General features: G+C 34.6%; 16 protein-coding genes. 10 read left to right on the top strand and 6 right to left on the bottom strand.

All coding sequences use genetic code 11. The features are described from left to right. Positions 1-233 precede the first annotated feature (233 nt). The 10 genes from FHP04_RS07630 to FHP04_RS07675 all read left to right on the top strand — a co-directional run bounded on the left by FHP04_RS07630 (position 234) and on the right by FHP04_RS07675 (position 9563). Positions 234-1517: a sigma-54-dependent transcriptional regulator gene (locus FHP04_RS07630; protein ID WP_139855503.1), complete on the top strand. Its 1284-nt coding sequence runs from the start codon at positions 234-236 to the stop codon at positions 1515-1517. A gap of 40 nt (positions 1518-1557) precedes the next feature. After that, the gene (locus FHP04_RS07635) at positions 1558-2070 is read left to right on the top strand and encodes an LptE family protein (RefSeq protein WP_139855504.1); all 513 of its coding nucleotides are present in this window, start codon (positions 1558-1560) and stop codon (positions 2068-2070) included. A gap of 10 nt (positions 2071-2080) precedes the next feature. After that, positions 2081-3043, top strand: coding sequence for a hypothetical protein (locus FHP04_RS07640; RefSeq protein WP_139855505.1), 963 nt, complete (start codon positions 2081-2083; stop codon positions 3041-3043). Positions 3044-3045: 2 nt separating this feature from the next. Next, a complete protein-coding gene (gene secG / locus FHP04_RS07645; protein WP_139855506.1) occupies positions 3046-3369 on the top strand; it encodes a preprotein translocase subunit SecG in 324 nt (107 codons plus the stop codon). A gap of 94 nt (positions 3370-3463) precedes the next feature. Beyond that, a complete protein-coding gene (locus tag FHP04_RS07650; RefSeq protein WP_139855507.1) occupies positions 3464-4489 on the top strand; it encodes a receptor L domain-containing protein in 1026 nt (341 codons plus the stop codon). Positions 4490-4644: 155 nt separating this feature from the next. After that, positions 4645-4920, top strand: a complete 276-nt coding sequence (locus FHP04_RS07655; RefSeq protein ID WP_139855508.1) for a co-chaperone GroES — start codon at positions 4645-4647, stop codon at positions 4918-4920. A gap of 139 nt (positions 4921-5059) precedes the next feature. After that, the gene (gene groL / locus FHP04_RS07660; protein ID WP_139855509.1) at positions 5060-6697 is read left to right on the top strand and encodes a chaperonin GroEL; all 1638 of its coding nucleotides are present in this window, start codon (positions 5060-5062) and stop codon (positions 6695-6697) included. A gap of 219 nt (positions 6698-6916) precedes the next feature. Then, positions 6917-8299: a mannosyltransferase gene (locus tag FHP04_RS07665; RefSeq protein ID WP_139855510.1), complete on the top strand. Its 1383-nt coding sequence runs from the start codon at positions 6917-6919 to the stop codon at positions 8297-8299. 341 nt (positions 8300-8640) lie between these two features. Beyond that, the gene (parS, locus tag FHP04_RS07670) at positions 8641-9108 is read left to right on the top strand and encodes a type II RES/Xre toxin-antitoxin system antitoxin (protein WP_139855511.1); all 468 of its coding nucleotides are present in this window, start codon (positions 8641-8643) and stop codon (positions 9106-9108) included. A 2-nt stretch (positions 9109-9110) separates the two neighbouring features. Next, entirely contained in the window at positions 9111-9563 is a 453-nt protein-coding gene (locus tag FHP04_RS07675; RefSeq protein WP_139855512.1) for an RES family NAD+ phosphorylase, read from the top strand. A gap of 28 nt (positions 9564-9591) precedes the next feature. Here FHP04_RS07675 and FHP04_RS07680 read toward each other — a convergent pair whose 3' ends face one another. The 6 genes from FHP04_RS07680 to folK form a co-directional block, all read right to left on the bottom strand. After that, positions 9592-11130 carry a bifunctional GNAT family N-acetyltransferase/carbon-nitrogen hydrolase family protein gene (locus FHP04_RS07680; protein ID WP_139855513.1) on the bottom strand — a complete coding sequence of 513 codons (1539 nt, stop codon included), beginning with the start codon at positions 11128-11130 and terminating at the stop codon, positions 9592-9594. A gap of 157 nt (positions 11131-11287) precedes the next feature. Next, the gene (locus FHP04_RS07685) at positions 11288-12265 is read right to left on the bottom strand and encodes a deoxyhypusine synthase family protein (protein WP_139855514.1); all 978 of its coding nucleotides are present in this window, start codon (positions 12263-12265) and stop codon (positions 11288-11290) included. Beyond that, positions 12255-13208, bottom strand: a complete 954-nt coding sequence (speB, locus tag FHP04_RS07690) for an agmatinase (RefSeq protein WP_139855515.1) — start codon at positions 13206-13208, stop codon at positions 12255-12257. Before speB ends, FHP04_RS07685 begins: the two co-directional genes overlap by 11 nt. After that, positions 13198-14595 (bottom strand): arginine decarboxylase, encoded by a 1398-nt coding sequence (locus tag FHP04_RS07695; protein WP_139855516.1) that lies wholly within the window; start codon positions 14593-14595, stop codon positions 13198-13200. Before FHP04_RS07695 ends, speB begins: the two co-directional genes overlap by 11 nt. A gap of 294 nt (positions 14596-14889) precedes the next feature. After that, complete coding sequence (locus tag FHP04_RS07700) at positions 14890-15825, bottom strand: pseudouridine synthase (protein WP_139855517.1); 936 nt, start codon at positions 15823-15825, stop codon at positions 14890-14892. A 97-nt stretch (positions 15826-15922) separates the two neighbouring features. Then, the gene (gene folK, locus FHP04_RS07705; protein WP_262710113.1) at positions 15923-17059 is read right to left on the bottom strand and encodes a 2-amino-4-hydroxy-6-hydroxymethyldihydropteridine diphosphokinase; all 1137 of its coding nucleotides are present in this window, start codon (positions 17057-17059) and stop codon (positions 15923-15925) included. Positions 17060-17148: the final 89 nt, after the last annotated feature.

The raw sequence follows: 17148 nt of genomic DNA on the forward strand, positions 1-17148 counted from the left end.
AAAGATTTAAGTCTTAGTATTGATGCTAACAAGTTACATAATGACGATAGCAGAAAATTTTTCTGAAGACTTTTTTCATAGCATATCTAATAAGCGTCGTAGTTAAAAAGAGCAGTTTTCTTAGTGAAGAATTAACTTACGAGTAAAATTAAATATAAAATAGAATACTGCTTAGGAATATTTTGGGGTTATAAGGCCTCATAACAGGCAAAGTTGAATGACATAAAATTAATATGGAAAGCAGCATACAAGCAACAAAACAACGATTCGGAATAATAGGTAACGACCCAAAACTAAACCGCGCCGTAGAGAAAGCAATTCAGGTTGCACCAACGGATATTTCGGTATTGGTTACTGGTGAAAGCGGGGTTGGAAAAGAAAGTATCCCGAAAATTATACATTCACTTTCTCACAGAAAGCACGGAAAATATATTGCAGTAAACTGTGGTGCAATCCCTGAAGGCACGATTGACAGTGAACTTTTTGGTCACGAAAAAGGTGCATTTACGGGAGCAACTACAACTAGAAGTGGATATTTTGAAGTAGCCGATGGCGGGACTATCTTTCTTGATGAAGTTGGAGAACTTCCATTACCAACGCAAGTACGACTGTTAAGAGTGTTGGAAAACGGAGAGTTTTTAAAAGTTGGATCTTCATCTACGCAAAAAACCGATGTCCGTATTGTTGCCGCTACCAATGTGAAGATGATTGAAGCCATTGAAAAAGGAAAATTCCGTGAAGATCTTTACTATCGATTAAGTACAGTTGAAATAAACTTACCTCCGCTTCGCGAACGGAAGCAAGACATACATTTGTTATTTAGAAAATTTGCTTCAGATTTTGCTCAGAAATACAAGATGCCTACAATTCGTCTGGATGATAACGCAATCGAATTATTATTGAAGTACCGATGGAGTGGAAATATTCGTCAACTTCGAAATGTTGCTGAGCAGATTTCAGTTTTAGAGCAGAATAGAGAAATTTCCTATGATACTTTAAAGCATTATTTACCAGATATGGGAAGTAATCTTCCTGCAATAGTTAATGCTAAAAAATCTGAAAGCGATTTCAGTAGTGAGCGCGAAATACTTTACAAAGTGCTTTTTGATATGAAACGCGATGTAAATGATCTTAAAAAACTAACTTTGGAATTAATGAAAAGCGGAAACGCTGCCAAAGTTAAAGAAGAACAATCATCCTTAATCAACAAAATATATTCAGACGAAACGGAAGCTGAAGAAGAGTTAGCTTCTATTATTGAAGAAGAGAATATCGCTACGGAAGCCGACGTTGAAGTATTTAGCATCCCTGAACACGCTTCAGAACCAGAAAAAAAGGATAAATACGAATATGCCGAAGATATTGAAGAGGAAGAAAACCTATCACTTCAGCAAAAGGAATTAGAGCTTATTAAAAAATCACTCGAGAAGTATGGCGGAAAACGAAAAGACGCTGCGGAAGAGTTAGGAATTTCCGAAAGAACACTTTATCGAAAGATTAAACAGTATAATTTATAATTGGTCGTTGGTCGCTTGTAGAAACATTATTTTAATTTAGATGTCAAGAATATTTTCAGTTTTAGTTTTTTTAGTTGTGGCTATTTCGCTACAAAGTTGTGGTCCTTATTCATTCACAGGTGCCGATATAAACTATAACACCACAAAAACAGTTCAAGTAAGTTATTTTCAAAATAATGCACCTATTGTAGAGCCAGGAATAAACCGTGATTTCACACAAAAATTACAAGATTTATTATTAAATCAGACCAGTTTAGACCTTGTGAATAACAATGGGGATTTAGTGTATGAAGGTGAAATCACACAATATTACATCTCACCTATTACGGCAACATCAAATAGTACAGCGGCGCAAAATAGATTGACTATTTCGGTGAGTGTGAGATTCTACAACACAAAGGAACCTTTAAAAGATTTTGAACAATCTTTTAGTTTCTACTATGATTATGACGGTCAGACACAATTAACAGGATCGAAATTAGATGCTGCCATCGATATAATTTTTGAAAGAATAACACAAGATATATTTAATAAGTCGCTCGCAAATTGGTAAACCTAAAATTTTGAATATTTCGAACTATACATATCTACTTGCAAATCCTCAGAACTTAACTTCTGAGGATCTTGCTGCTTTAGATTTATTAATTAGACAATATCCTTATTTTCAAAGTGCTCGTGCTTTACAATTAAAAGGTTTAAAAAACCAAGACAGCTTTCTTTACAACGATGCTTTAAAGTTAACGGCCGCACACACTACCGATAGAGATATTCTTTTTGAATATATAACTTCAGAGAAGTTTATACAAAATGAAATTTCACAAACTATTCTTCAGCACGATGATTCTGTAAACGAAATAAAGGTTGTTTCAGAAAACATCAACGATGAAGTTAAAGAGGAAAACGAACGTCTTTTAAAAGCTGAAATTAAAAAAGCTGAGGATATTCTAAATCCAGAATTATTCCAAAGAAAAGCTCAAGACTTAATTGAAAAAAGTAAAGAAAAGGAAGAAAGTCCTGAAGAAGTATTACAAACCGATAAGCCTTTAGAATTTACAAAAAGTGACACTCATTCTTTTTCAGAATGGCTAAAATTGACAAAAGCAAAGCCTATTGAGCGAAAAGAGGCTCCTTCAGAAATAGATTCTAAAAACGAGAAAGAAGCTGATTCTCTAACAGAATCAAACACTGAAGAAACTATAAATCAGGAAGAAAAAGAAAGAAAACTTCAACTTATTGATAAATTTATTCAGGAACGACCAAAAATAATTCCTTCTGCGGAATCAGAAAAAACTTCACTTTCCGGAGCAAGTAATTCTGAAAACCCTAGCAATAAAGCATTTATTACAGATTTTTCACAGAGTTCAGATTCTTTAATGACCGAAACTTTGGCTAAAGTTTATTTACAACAAAAGAATTATAAAAAGGCAATTCAAGCATATAAAATATTAATTTTGAAAAATCCCGAAAAAAGTGGTTTCTTTGCAGACCAAATTCGAGCGATAGAAAAATTGACTAATACAGAATAATCATGAGCACGTTTACAATATTCCTAATTTTAATAATGATAGTGGCCTTTTTATTGGTCGTAGTTATAATGGTACAAAACCCAAAAGGTGGTGGACTTTCATCTTCCTTTGGAGGTGGCGGTGGTGCACAAATTGGTGGTGTACAGAAAACAAGTGACTTTTTAGATAAAAGTACTTGGACGCTTGCAACAATTATGTTGGCCTTGATTTTGTTTTCGAACATCTTTATCATGGGTAGCAACACTATGCAATCAAAAACTTTTGACGAAAGTGCTCTTCCAGCAGTTCCAACTACAGAAGTACCTGCACCAACAACTACAGAATAATTTTTGTTAAATATATATTGTAAAATGCCACCTCATAGAGAGGTGGCATTTTTTTATTATTATAATCGTATCTTTATTAGTAAAGAAAACCACAATGAAGGTTAGAAGCATCATTCTACTCGTAATATCTAGCGTCTTACTCCTTTCCTGTTACGGAGACGGAACGGGTTTAAAAAGAACGTGCGAAAATTTATATGGTTTAGATCCGAAAAAAGACTTGATTCTTACCACTCAAGATCAAGTAGATCAAGTTTTCACTCAAACTCACGTATCAGGAAACGTTTATATTGGCCAGTGTCCGGACAAAAATTCTTCGAGAATTACAAATCTTAACGGATTACGAAATTTGACAAAGATTGATGGCAGCTTATTAATTTTTGAAACAGATATTTCGGTAATAGATGGATTAGATAACCTTCAAGAAATTGGAGGTGTTTTAAGTATTTATATGAATTCTTCTTTAAAGGAAATAAAAAATTTAAATGCCCTTAAAACTGTCAATGAATTGAATGTTTTCGGGAATGATAAATTATTACACATTAATGGTTTTAATAGCCTAACGAGTTGCAACACAACCCTCACCATTAATGTAAATGCCAACTTAGAAACAATTGAAGGTTTTAATAACCTAACTTATATAGGCGAAGATTTATCCATTATGTCGAGTAATAAACTTGTAAAAGTACAGGGCTTTGAATCATTAACCCAGGTAGGGAAAAATCTTCTGTTCGGAAGCAACATCCTTATAAACAATGTAGAAGCATTCAACAACCTTGAAACTATTGGAGGAGACCTAGATTTTCGGTACAATTGGAGCTTAGAAGGTCTAGACATTTTTCAGAATCTAAAAACCATTCAAGGACGTTTGATCATTGAAAACCACAAAGAGCTAGAATCTATTTATGGTTTAAGCAATTTAACTTTTGTTGGAAATCAATTATATATTGGAGAAAATTCTAAACTATCAGATTATTGTGGTCTAACGCCCTTAATGCAAACAGAAGGAGGACTCCAAGAAGGTGATAGCGGCCCACCATACAACGTTCCATATTTCGTAATTGTCAATAATTTATACAATCCTACGCGTCAAGATTTACGTGACGGGAATTGTTCTCAATAAAAAACACGGATCTCATATTACCAAAAATGCCAGTCTCTGACAAGCTGGCATTTTTGTATTATATAATGTCAGTTTATAGGCAGTGGCATAGTTTCTGCCAATAAGGAATCACAACATAAAAACATAAGTTTAACAACTATAAAAAATAATAAAAAATGGCATTAAAAATTCAACCACTTGCAGACCGTGTATTGGTTCAGCCAGAAGAAGCAGAAACTAAAACCGCATCTGGACTTTACATTCCAGATTCAGCAAAAGAAAAACCGCAACAAGGAAAAGTAGTAGCTGTTGGTAAAGGAAAAGAAGATCACAAAATGACAGTTAAAGTTGGTGATACTGTTCTTTACGGAAAATACGCCGGAAGTGAATTAAAATTTGATGGCAAAGATTATATGATTATGCGCGAGGACGATATACTCGCTATTATCTAACGATAAAAACTCACAAATTCCAATAAAAAAATCCCAAGTTCCAAAGTATCTATTTTGAATTTGGAGCTTGAAATTTAGAATTTAAAAAATATTAACCCGACGATTCCTGATTATGACGGAATCACAAAATAAAAAGTTTATGGCAAAAGATATAAAATTTGATATTGAAGCTCGCGACGCTATTAAACGCGGAGTTGATGCATTGGCAAACGCAGTAAAAGTAACATTAGGACCAAAAGGTCGTAACGTAATTATTAGCAAATCCTTTGGTGCTCCACAAGTAACTAAAGATGGTGTTACTGTTGCAAAAGAAGTAGAATTAGAAGACGCTCTTGAAAATATGGGCGCGCAAATGGTAAAAGAAGTTGCTTCTAAAACCAATGATCTTGCTGGTGACGGTACAACTACTGCTACTGTTCTTGCTCAAGCAATCGTTAAAGAAGGGCTTAAAAACGTAGCTGCTGGTGCTAATCCAATGGATTTAAAGCGCGGAATCGATAAAGCTGTTGAAGCTATTGTTGCAAACCTTGAAAAGCAAACTACTAAGGTTGGTAATTCATCTGAAATGATAAAGCAAGTTGCTTCTATTTCAGCAAACAACGACGATGTTATTGGTGATTTAATTGCTAAAGCATTCGGAAAAGTTGGGAAAGAAGGTGTTATCACTGTAGAAGAAGCAAAAGGTACTGAGACTTATGTTGATGTAGTTGAAGGAATGCAGTTTGACCGTGGATATCTTTCTCCATACTTCGTAACAGATACTGAAAAAATGCAAACAGAATTGGAGAATCCAATGATTTTGCTATACGATAAGAAAATCTCTTCAATGAAAGATTTACTTCCAGTTCTTGAGCCAGTGGCACAGCAAGGGAGATCTCTTTTAATTATTGCTGAAGATGTTGATGGAGAAGCTTTAGCTACTTTGGTAGTAAATAAACTTCGTGGTTCATTAAAAATCGCTGCTGTTAAAGCTCCAGGTTTTGGTGACAGAAGAAAAGCAATGTTAGAAGATATCGCAATCTTAACTGGTGGTACTGTAATTTCTGAAGAGCGTGGTTTCACTTTAGAAAACACAACTATCGATATGCTTGGTTCTGCAGAAAATGTAACTATTGATAAAGACAATACAACTATCGTAAATGGTGCAGGTGAAACTGACAACATTAAAGGTCGAGTAAACCAGATTAAAGCACAGATTGAATCTACAACTAGTGACTACGATAAAGAAAAATTACAGGAGCGACTAGCTAAATTAGCTGGTGGAGTTGCTGTTCTTTATGTAGGTGCCGCTTCTGAAGTAGAAATGAAAGAGAAGAAAGACCGTGTTGATGATGCACTTCACGCAACTCGTGCAGCTGTGGAAGAAGGTATCGTTGCTGGTGGTGGTGTTGCTTTAGTTAGAGCTATAGAGGTTCTTAAAAAGATAACTACAGATTCACTTGACGAAACAACTGGTGTAAATATTGTAGCTAGAGCTATCGAAGCTCCTTTACGTACTATCGTTGAAAACGCAGGTGGTGAAGGTTCAGTTGTAATCAACAAAGTATTAGAAGGCAAGAAAAACTTCGGTTACGATGCTAAGAGCGATTCTTATGTAGATATGATTAAAGCTGGAATTATCGACCCTAAGAAAGTAACACGTGTAGCACTTGAAAACGCTGCTTCTGTTGCTGGAATGATTCTAACTACTGAATGTGCTTTAGTAGATATTAAAGATGAAAATGCCGGTGGCGGAATGCCAGGAGGTATGGGTGGCGGAATGCCAGGTATGATGTAAAAATCAGTGCCTAGTATTCAGCACAAAGTAAATTAGTAAGCCTCACAGGTATCAAAGACCTGTGAGGCTTCTTCATTTTTATAAATTTTTCAAAATCAGAAAAAGCAAACTAGTATGAGGCAATTAAAATTAAAATCATTTTAATTTTAAACATATCGTTACATTTGGGTATCCTAAAGATAAAAATTAGTTAGAACCATAAATCGACTTACAACCGACTTGAATATCATTAAAACTTATAAAAACCCAATTCTCGTTGCTTTAGTATCGATTGTACTTTACTTAGGTTTTGCTTATAATTTGGAGCGCAGTGAGTTCATAAAACTCATATGTCTTTATGCTGCGCTATTTATCACTTCTTATCTATTTATAGAAAAATATCTCTCACGACACCAATTGCGTTTTTGGGTTTTAGCGAGTATTGGAATTATTTTTAGATTAGCTTTTATTGTTTCAATTCCGAATCTTTCGCAAGACTTTTATCGATTTTTATGGGATGGCAGATTGTTAATCCAAGGATTTAGTCCGTATTTATTTACACCCACCAATTCATCTGCATTTGCCGTAACAATAGCACAAGCACAGGAGCTAATTGAAGGAATGGGTGCGCTTAATGCAAGTCACTTCAGTAATTACCCTCCAGTTAATCAGTTGTTCTTCGCAATTGCTGGGCTGTTTGCCGGAAAGAGTATTTTAGGGTCGGTTATAGTTCTTCGAATGGTAATTATTTTGGCAGATGTAGGTATTCTCTACTTCGGAAAAATGGTGTTAGAGCAATTAAACCTTCCTGTGAAAAATATTTTCTGGTATTTCTTGAGCCCTTTTATAATTATTGAACTTACAGGAAATCTACATTTTGAAGGAGTGATGCTTTTCTTTTTTGTGTGGGCCTTATTTTTACTATTTAAGAAAAAGTGGTTTTGGGCGGCGGTTTTAATCGGTCTTTCTATTTCGGTGAAACTGTTACCGTTATTGTTTTTGCCTTTGTTTTTTAGATGGTTTTTAAATAAAGAGGTTTCGACTGCGCTCAACCTGACGTCTCTTTTAAAGTTTTATAGCATAATAGGAGCAACAATTTTAATAACTTTTCTACCTTTTCTCTCCTCAGATTTCATTCAAAACTTCGCAGCTACCATCGGACTTTGGTTTCAAAACTTTGAGTTTAATGCAAGCGTTTATTACATAATTCGATGGATTGGATTTCAAGTTGTAGGATGGAATATTATTGAAACTGTTGGAAAAATACTGCCAATGATAGTTGTGCTTTTCATCCTTGGTCTTTCATTCCTTAAAAAGAATAGTACACCTCAACAGTTAATTACGTCAATGCTATTCGCGGTATCTTTTTACTTCCTATTATCTACAACTGTTCATCCGTGGTATGTTGCCACTCCGCTTATTCTTTCAGTTTTTACAAATTATAAATTTCCTCTTGTATGGAGTTTGGTGGTTTTCCTAAGTTATTCAGCGTATGGAAAAGAAGGATTTGATGAAAACTTATGGTTGGTAGCTTTAGAATATTTTATAGTTATTGGAATTGCTGCATGGGAATTTACTCGTTGCAAAAAGTATAGAGAAAAGGAAAAATTCCTAAACTACTGAGTGAAAAAGCAATCTAAAAATTACTCTTTTCACATCAATCCTATTAGACTAAGATCGTTAGTGGAGGTAAGGCTTGTTTCCCAATAGTTTGACAGGTAGATTAGATTACTGAAGCATGGTTTCGAGTTTTTAAACCTCAAGGAGGAGCATTATAACAAGGTCCTACACACATATTGAAAATATTATAAGCACTCTTTATTCTTAGCTAAAAAGAATTTTCTATATTTTAATTTCACACTAATGTTTTCATATAATTATCTGAAAAAGAAACAGTTAAAAAGTTGGAAAACCGAATAAAAAAGTATAAATTTATACTTATTTTAATGTAAATTCATACTATTATGAAAAAGCAATATAAAACCCCCGATAAGACAAACTACGTCAAGGAGGCCCCTACTTATTTTTACGATGGGAATCTAGCCATTCCCTTAGTCGATATGACTTCCTTTCAGAAAATGCAGATAGTTCGGGATGGGGTTACCAAAACCTATTTAACCAAGCTCAAAGAAGAAACTTCTTTAGATTACGATGCTTTAGCCCAAGCATTGTCCGTAACGCGCTCCACGCTTATCAATAAGAAAGGTGATCAAAAGTTTAGCGACCATATTAGCGAGCGAATTATTGCTGTGGCAGAAATCTATTCATTCGGCTACGTGGTGTTTGAAGACAAAGACAATTTCAATCAATGGATGTTTTCTTCAAATCAAGCCCTTGCAGGATCAAAACCTTTTGAGCTTATGGACAATCAATTTGGTCGTGAGGAAGTTCGAAACCTGATTGGCCGTATTGCCCACGGCGTATTTTCATAATTATGAAGGTCTATAGAATTACAAAAACAAAATACGCCGAAGATCTAAGCGGTACAGGAGCAAAACTCTACGGGGGAAGATGGAATCATATTGATTCCGCTTGTATCTATACTGCCGAAAGTCGCGCTTTGTCTGTTTTGGAGTATGCTGTTAATATCAATATAGACTTCATTCCTCGTGCCCTTAGTTTATGTGTTTTTGAAATTGACGAAAGCCAAGTTTATTCATTTAAACAAGAGGATTTACCAGGAAACTGGAGAGCAACGCCTGCACCAAAATCAACTAAGGATTATGGGACACAATTCTTAAAGAGCAACAAGCCTATCTTAAAAATTCCGTCCATAATAATTCCTGAAGAATTTAATTATATAATAAATCCTCAAGTAGCTGGTTTGAGTTTCAAATTAGTTGAAATAAAGGACTTCGTCTTTGATTTACGAATAAAGAAAAAGTAATTGCCTGACTATTTTAGAAAGTTTATAATTATTTTTTTACACGCTCTAATCGGTAGAAATCTTTTCTTCTATCTTTTAAATTTCTAACCGCTCCAAAAGTATGAAGCTCACGAAGTAAGTCAATATCTACATCGGCAACCAATATCATTTCGGTATTTGGAGTTGCTTCAGCTTTAATTCCATTACTTGGGAAGGCGAAGTCACAAGGAGTGAATACAGCACTTTGAGCGTACTGTATGTCCATATTGTGCACTTTTGGAAGGTTACCCACGCTTCCTGCTATAGCCACGTAACATTCGTTCTCAATTGCCCTAGCTTGAGCACATAATCTAACACGTGAATATCCATTTTGAGTATCGGTTAGGAAAGGAACAAAAAGAATGTCCATGCCTTCATCAGAAAGTAATCGCGAAAGCTCAGGAAATTCAGAATCGTAGCAGATAAGCACCCCTATTTTTCCACAATCGGTATCAAATGTTTTTAAGGAATTTCCATTGGACATCCCCCACACACGTTCTTCATCAGGTGTAACGTGAATTTTTTCAAAACGTTCCACACTTCCATCACGACGACATAAATATCCTACATTGTATAACTTACCGCGAACTATTTCGGGCATGCTTCCCGTAATAATATTTATGTTATAGGAAATTGAAAGTTGCGAAAGCTTTTCGGTTATTTTTTTAGTGTATTTTGCTAGTTCTCGAATTGCATCAGGTTCGCTTAAATGGTTGTATTCTGCCATAAGCGGAGCATTGAAGAACTCTGGAAACATTGCAAAGTCGCAGCGATATCCTGCAACACTGTCTATAAAATATTCCGCTTGATGCATCAATTCCTCCATTCCGGAATAGCTTCGCATTTGCCACTGAATAAGACCAAGACGGACAACACTTTTTATAGCTGTAGGTGTTGGTTTTTTTTCAGGTTTGGTATAATAAATATTATCCCATTCCATTAAAACGGCAAATTCACCTGAAGCTTTATCACCTTCTAAATACCCTTTTAAAACACGCACAGGGTGAAAGTCATTAGAAATCTGAAAGTTTAAAACTGGATCATCAATTTGCTTGCGTTTAACTTTTTCGATGTATTGTTTTGGAGAAAGTTTATCGGCGTGCAGGTGGTAATTTGGCATTCTACCTCCAAACACAATGCTCTTTAACTCTAGGTTTTCACAAAGTTCTTTTCGGTAATCATACAATCTTCTTCCGAGACGAAGCCCACGAAAATCGGGACGGATAAAAACATCAATCCCATAAAGCACATCACCTTCGGGATCGTGTATTTTAAAAGTTGGATCACCAGTTACATCTTTATACGTATGCTTCTCCCCTAGTTTATCGAAATCTACAATAATAGAAAGCGCACAACCAGCAATTTGACCATCAGCCATAATTAATACTTGACCTTCTGGAAAAACATCTATTAGGTTACCTATTTCGTTGATTTTCCAATAGCTATTAGGCATTCCTCCATAAGATTGAATAGTTGCCTTTTTTAGTGCTTCGTAGTCTTTTAGGGTTAAAAACTTAAGCTCGATATTTTCAATCTTTTTTGGTTCCATGGTTTATGTGGTTACTTCTATTAAAGCAATTTCAATTAGGGTATATAATATAAATGTTAGAGAGCAAAAACCGCAGCCAATTCCCTATTTTTAATTAGGAACTGTAAACTGCGGATTGTTCTTTGAATGCATTAAAGTATTTAATGAACGTTACTTTTTACATATCTAAGATATACGCAAAAACTAAAGGAGCAACAATAGTAGCGTCACTCTCAATAATGAATTTAGGTGTATCTATGTCTAATTTACCCCAAGTAATTTTTTCGTTAGGCACAGCTCCTGAGTAACTACCAAAGCTTGTAGTTGAATCACTTATTTGGCAGAAATAACTCCAGAAAGGAGTATCAGTACGTTCCATATCTTGGTATAACATCGGTACTACACAAATTGGGAAATCTCCTGAAATACCTCCTCCAATTTGGAAGAAACCTATTCCGTTTTTAGAATTTTCAGTGTACCAATCTGCAAGGAAAGTCATATACTCAATTCCACTTTTCATAGTAGAAGCTTGTAATTCTCCTTTCAACACATAACTAGCAAAAATATTTCCCATTGTACTATCTTCCCATCCTGGGCAGATAATTGGAAGGTTTTTTTCAGCAGCAGCGTACATCCAAGAATCTTTTAAGTCAATTTCATAATGTTCTTCCATTACTCCACTTAAAAGTAGCTTGTACATATATTCGTGTGGTAGGTAGCGTTCGCCATTAGCTTCAGCATCTTTCCAAATTTTTACTATATGCTTTTGAATTCTTCTAAAAGCTTCTTCTTCAGGAATACAAGTATCAGTTACTCGGTTCAAACCTTTTTCAAGTAAATCCCATTCGTCCTGCGGTGTTAAATCGCGGTAATTAGGTACTCTTTTGTAGTGGCTATGCGCCACAAGGTTCATTATATCTTCTTCAAGGTTTGCACCTGTACAAGAGATAATTTGAACTTTATCTTGACGGATCATTTCAGCAAATATCTTTCCTATTTCGGCTGTACTCATCGCACCAGCCATAGATACAAGCATTTTTGAGCCGTTCTTTAATTGTGCTTCATATCCTTTAGCTGCATCTACAAGCGCTGCTGAATTGAAGTGTAAATAATATTTTTCAATAAATTGAGAAATCGCTCCTTTGTTAGTACTCATCTTCTTCTGTGTTAAATTTTGAATTTCCTTTTTTGCCCGAATCAGTCGGAATTGAGATATTAAAATTGTTTTCGTAATCGTCGCCTTCTTCTACTCCTTCGAATTTATACGATAACATTTTGTAATAAAGTTTGGCCGCTACAAAGTCTGAAGATTTTTCGTCTTCTTTCGGACAAAGTTCAACGATATCAAAACCTACTACGTTTTTCTCCTCAAAAACTTGTTTTAAGAAATCAAGTGTTTCATACCACAACAATCCTCCTGGTTCTGGAGTTCCCGTTGAAGGTAAAATTGAAGGGTCAAAAGCATCAAGATCGAAAGTAATAAAAACGTTTTCACCTAAAGCTTCAATTACTTTATCTATCCAGTATTCGTCTTTTACCATATCGTGGGCGAAGAAAACTTTTTCCTCATCCATAACTCTTGTTTCAGCAATATCCATACTGCGGATACCTACCTGAACTAGATTGGTATTTTGACTTGCTTCGTAAACTGCACAAGCGTGATTGCATTTTGTTCCTTCGTACTCTTTACGTAAATCGGCGTGCGCATCTATATGAAGCACCGTAAGATTATCAAAACATTCATTAAATGCACGGATTGAACCAATAGAGATACTGTGCTCTCCTCCAAATAAAGTAACAAACTTGTTGCGTTTAATATAATCTTTTGTGGTTTTATGCACTGCATCAACCATAGCTTCCGGAGAAGAATTTTCGGTTATTGCATCAGCTAAATAAACGCCCTGTTTGTAAACCTCCGATTGGGTTTCAATGTCGTAAAGCTCCATATTTTCTGAAGCATCCAAAAAGGCATCTGGACCTTTGTCCGCACCTTTTTGCCAAGTACTAGTTCCATCGTAAGGAACTGGAATTAATACAATTTTTGATGTTTCAAGTGCCGCATATTGTTGCGGGATACCTGCGTACGTTTTAGTGCTCATAACCTAAAATGTTTAGCAATTGCTCGCTTGTTTGTTGTTCTGAAAAAAGTTTAGTTGTAATATTATTATTTTCGTCTCTATCAATCAAAATATGTTTTGGCTGAGGAATCAAGCAATGTTGAAGTCCACCAAATCCACCTATAGTTTCTTGATATGCTCCTGTATTAAAGAAACCGATATACAACGGTTTTTCTTTTTTAAATTTCGGCAAATAAATTGCTGCCATATTCTGTTCACTATTGTAATAGTCATCACTATCGCAAGTCAACCCACCTAAAAGCACTCTTTCATACTCATCGTTCCAACGATTTAAAGGTAGCATAATAAACTTCTTGCTAATAGCCCAGGTATCAGGCAATGTAGTAATAAATGAGGAGTTTATCATATTCCACTTCTCACGGTCGTTTTGTTGCTTCTGGTACAGAATTTCATAAACAGCACCTCCACTTTCACCAACTGTAAAACTTCCGAATTCGGTGAAAATATTTGGAACTGGCACATCTGCTTCAGCGCATGTAATGCTTATCTGATTGATAATCTCGTCAACCATATATTGATAATCGTACTCAAAGTGTAAAGAGTTTTTTATAGGGAACCCGCCTCCAATGTTTAAACTATCAAGTGAAGGACACATTTTTTTAAGACGTACATAAACCTTTAAACACTTTACCAATTCGTTCCAATAGTAGGCTGTATCACGAATACCCGTATTAATGAAGAAGTGAAGCATTTTGAGATCCACCTTATCATTATTTTTAATTTGGTTTTCGTAAAAAGGGATGATGTTTTTATATCCAATACCTAAACGAGAAGTGTAAAACTCGAATTTCGGTTCTTCTTCTGAAGCAATTCTAATTCCCACCTGAAAGTGATCGTTTATGCTATCTGAAAGCAAATCAATCTCTTCATAATTATCGATAATTGGAATACAGTTTTCATGACCTTCGTTAATAAGACGCGCTATATTATCAATATATTTCTCACGTTTAAAACCGTTGCAAATTACATAGGTTTTATCTGTAAGTTTACCTGTTTTTTTAAGACTCTCAACAATATTTATATCAAAAGCTGATGATGTTTCGATGTGAATATCATTCTTTAGCGCTTCATCTAAAACGTGTTTGAAGTGCGAGCTTTTAGTACAGTAGCAATAACTGTAATTGCCTTTGTAATTATGCTTTTCAATAGCTGTATTAAACCATTTCTTCGCCAAATTTATATTTTCCGAAATTTTGGGTAGGTATGTAAATTTAAGTGGTGCACCATACTTTTGCACCAACTCCATCATATCTACGCCGTGAAATTCAATTCCGTTTTCTCCTAAGCGAAATTCTTCCTGAGGAAAATAATAAGTTTGATTTATTAAATCTATATATTTAGTATTCATTTTTTTTCTTTCAAAGTGTAAATTAAAAATCTCTATAGACTAATCCTCTTAAAAGATTAGATATAACAAAAAATTAACTTGTAAATTATATACGAATAGGCAAATACTTTAAAATAAGGACTTTGCCTTTAACCTGCAGATAAGCAGTTTTAGGAAGTATGAGTATATTGTTCATTTAGGATATCTGCTTTTGAAAACATCAAAAACCAACCATTAAAGATAATATCATTCGTGTTTGAAATACAAATGTGCGAAAAAAAATCAATATTTTTTAAAATTGGCAAAAAATTCACTTTAGTTAGCCATACTAAACATATTCAGCTCTTTACTAGTAAGTGTTCTCCAACGTCCGCGTGGTAAATCTTTCTTAGTAAGGGGGCCCAATGTAACACAGTCTACACGCATTACATCATAACCTAAATGTTCAAAAATTGTTCTGATTACGCTATTTCCAGTATGCTTGATTTTTAAGCCAACTTCACTTTTAGGTGAATTATCTACATAGCTAATTTCTTCAACTGCAATTTCTTTCCCTTCAATAGTCAAACCATCTTTAATTTTTTTAAGATGTTCAGCTTTTAAGTTTTTGTCTAGTGCTATGTGAAACAATCTAGAAATTCCTTTTTTCGAGAATTTCTGCACAAACTCTTCGTCATTAGTGAAAAGTAACAATCCAGTTGCATTTCTTCCTAAACGACCAAATGGTTTTATTTTTGCAGTGGTAGCATTAGCCACAAGATCCATTACCGTCATACCTTTTGCATTGCTATCTGTTGTAGCAAAACCTTTAGGCTTGTTTAGTAAAATATAAGTATTAGGTTCAGGGTTTAAACGACGTCCATCAAAACGAACATCGTCATTTAATTGAACCTTGTAACCCATTTCATTAATAATCTTACCATTTACAGTCACTAAACCAGTGGCAATAAATGTGTCTGCTTCTCTTCTAGAGCAAACTCCACTATTTGCAATGTATTTATTCAAGCGAATTCCATCTTCTGGATTGCTTTTCTTAACTTGTTTTGGCGCCACTTCTCTTCTACCAATTTCTTTTCCGCTTTTATCGAATTTTAATTTTGGTTTTGAAACTGGGTCTTGCTGACGTCCTGTCTTTTTTGACGGAGCTTCAGTTTTTAAGGGAGCATTACCTCTTGCATTACTTCTATTGCGTTGGTTGTTACCTCCACGCCCTGAAGCTTTTCCTCTATTCGTATTGTCTTGTCTGCTCATATTATAAATTTTTGCAAAGGTAATGAATTTAAGTAGGCAGAAGCATTTTCATTTTATACTTAAATCTCATATAATAAAACCCCGCAGATGCTGGATTTTAGTTAATTATTTGTTTTAAAACGTTTAAATAGTCTGCTCTATTTTTCACAAAATCCATCTCAGAGATATCAATTATCTTAATATTTTCGGAATGTTGATTTTTTATAAACTCTAAGTAACTTTCATTCAACTTCTGAAGATATGAAGCCTTGATACTTTGCTCGTATTTTCTACCTCTTTTTTTAATATTTTCTAATAACCGCTCTGTATTTTGATACAGATAAACATATACATCTGGTTTTGGTACCTCTTTGTGCATTACGTGAAATAGCTTTTTATAAAGCGTGTATTCTTCTTCAGGTAACGTAATACTAGCAAAAATCAAAGATTTGTTTACGTCGTAATCTGCAATTACAGATTCTTTAAAAAGATCGTATTGAGTAATGTCATCCACCAATTGTTGGTATCTATCTGCCAAAAAAGACATCTCTAATGGAAACGCATAACGAGCAGCATCTTCATAAAATTTCGGAAGAAAAGGATTGTCTTTAAATCGTTCTAAAATCAACTTAGCATTAAAGTCATCTGCTATTTTAGTAGCTAAACTTGTTTTTCCTGCTCCAATATTCCCTTCAATTGTAATATAACTGTATTTTGAAATATTATAATTACTCATAGGATTCACAAGCCATTTCGATTGTTTGTGCAGCTCGCTATTATCTTCAGTTTCAGCTAATATTTCTCCTATATTTTTTTTAGAAATAGGATGAATTAATTCAGAGTTTAAATCATTTAACGGCTGAAGAACAAACTTGCGCTTTTCCATTTCGGAATGGGGCACGGTAAGTTTTTCAGTAATAATAATCATGTCGTCTATAAGGATAACATCAATATCTATAGGACGTGAACTATACCCTTCTGAATTATTTCTTATCCTTCCAATTTTCTTTTCAATACCTAATACAGACTTAAGAACTTTTTGCGGTTTTTGGTTTGTATTTATCCAAACTGCACAGTTTAAAAATGGATCGCCATCAAAACCCATTGCGGGGGTTTCGTAAACTGAAGAAATTTTTATTACAGATCCAATTTCTTCAAAAATAAGGTCAACAGCATTTTGAAGATATTCAAAACGGTTACCCATATTACTGCCGAGAGATAAAAAGACGTTATGCGAGGGTTGAAGTGATTTCAAGTGTTAACATTTAAGACGAAATTAAGGAAAAGAAAAAGACTACCAAGTAAATTTGCGCGCAGATATAATTTTTCCTTAATAGCACTTTT

Origin of the sequence: Aequorivita sinensis (assembly GCF_006346335.1) — a bacterium.
Lineage (GTDB): Bacteria > Bacteroidota > Bacteroidia > Flavobacteriales > Flavobacteriaceae > Aequorivita > Aequorivita sinensis.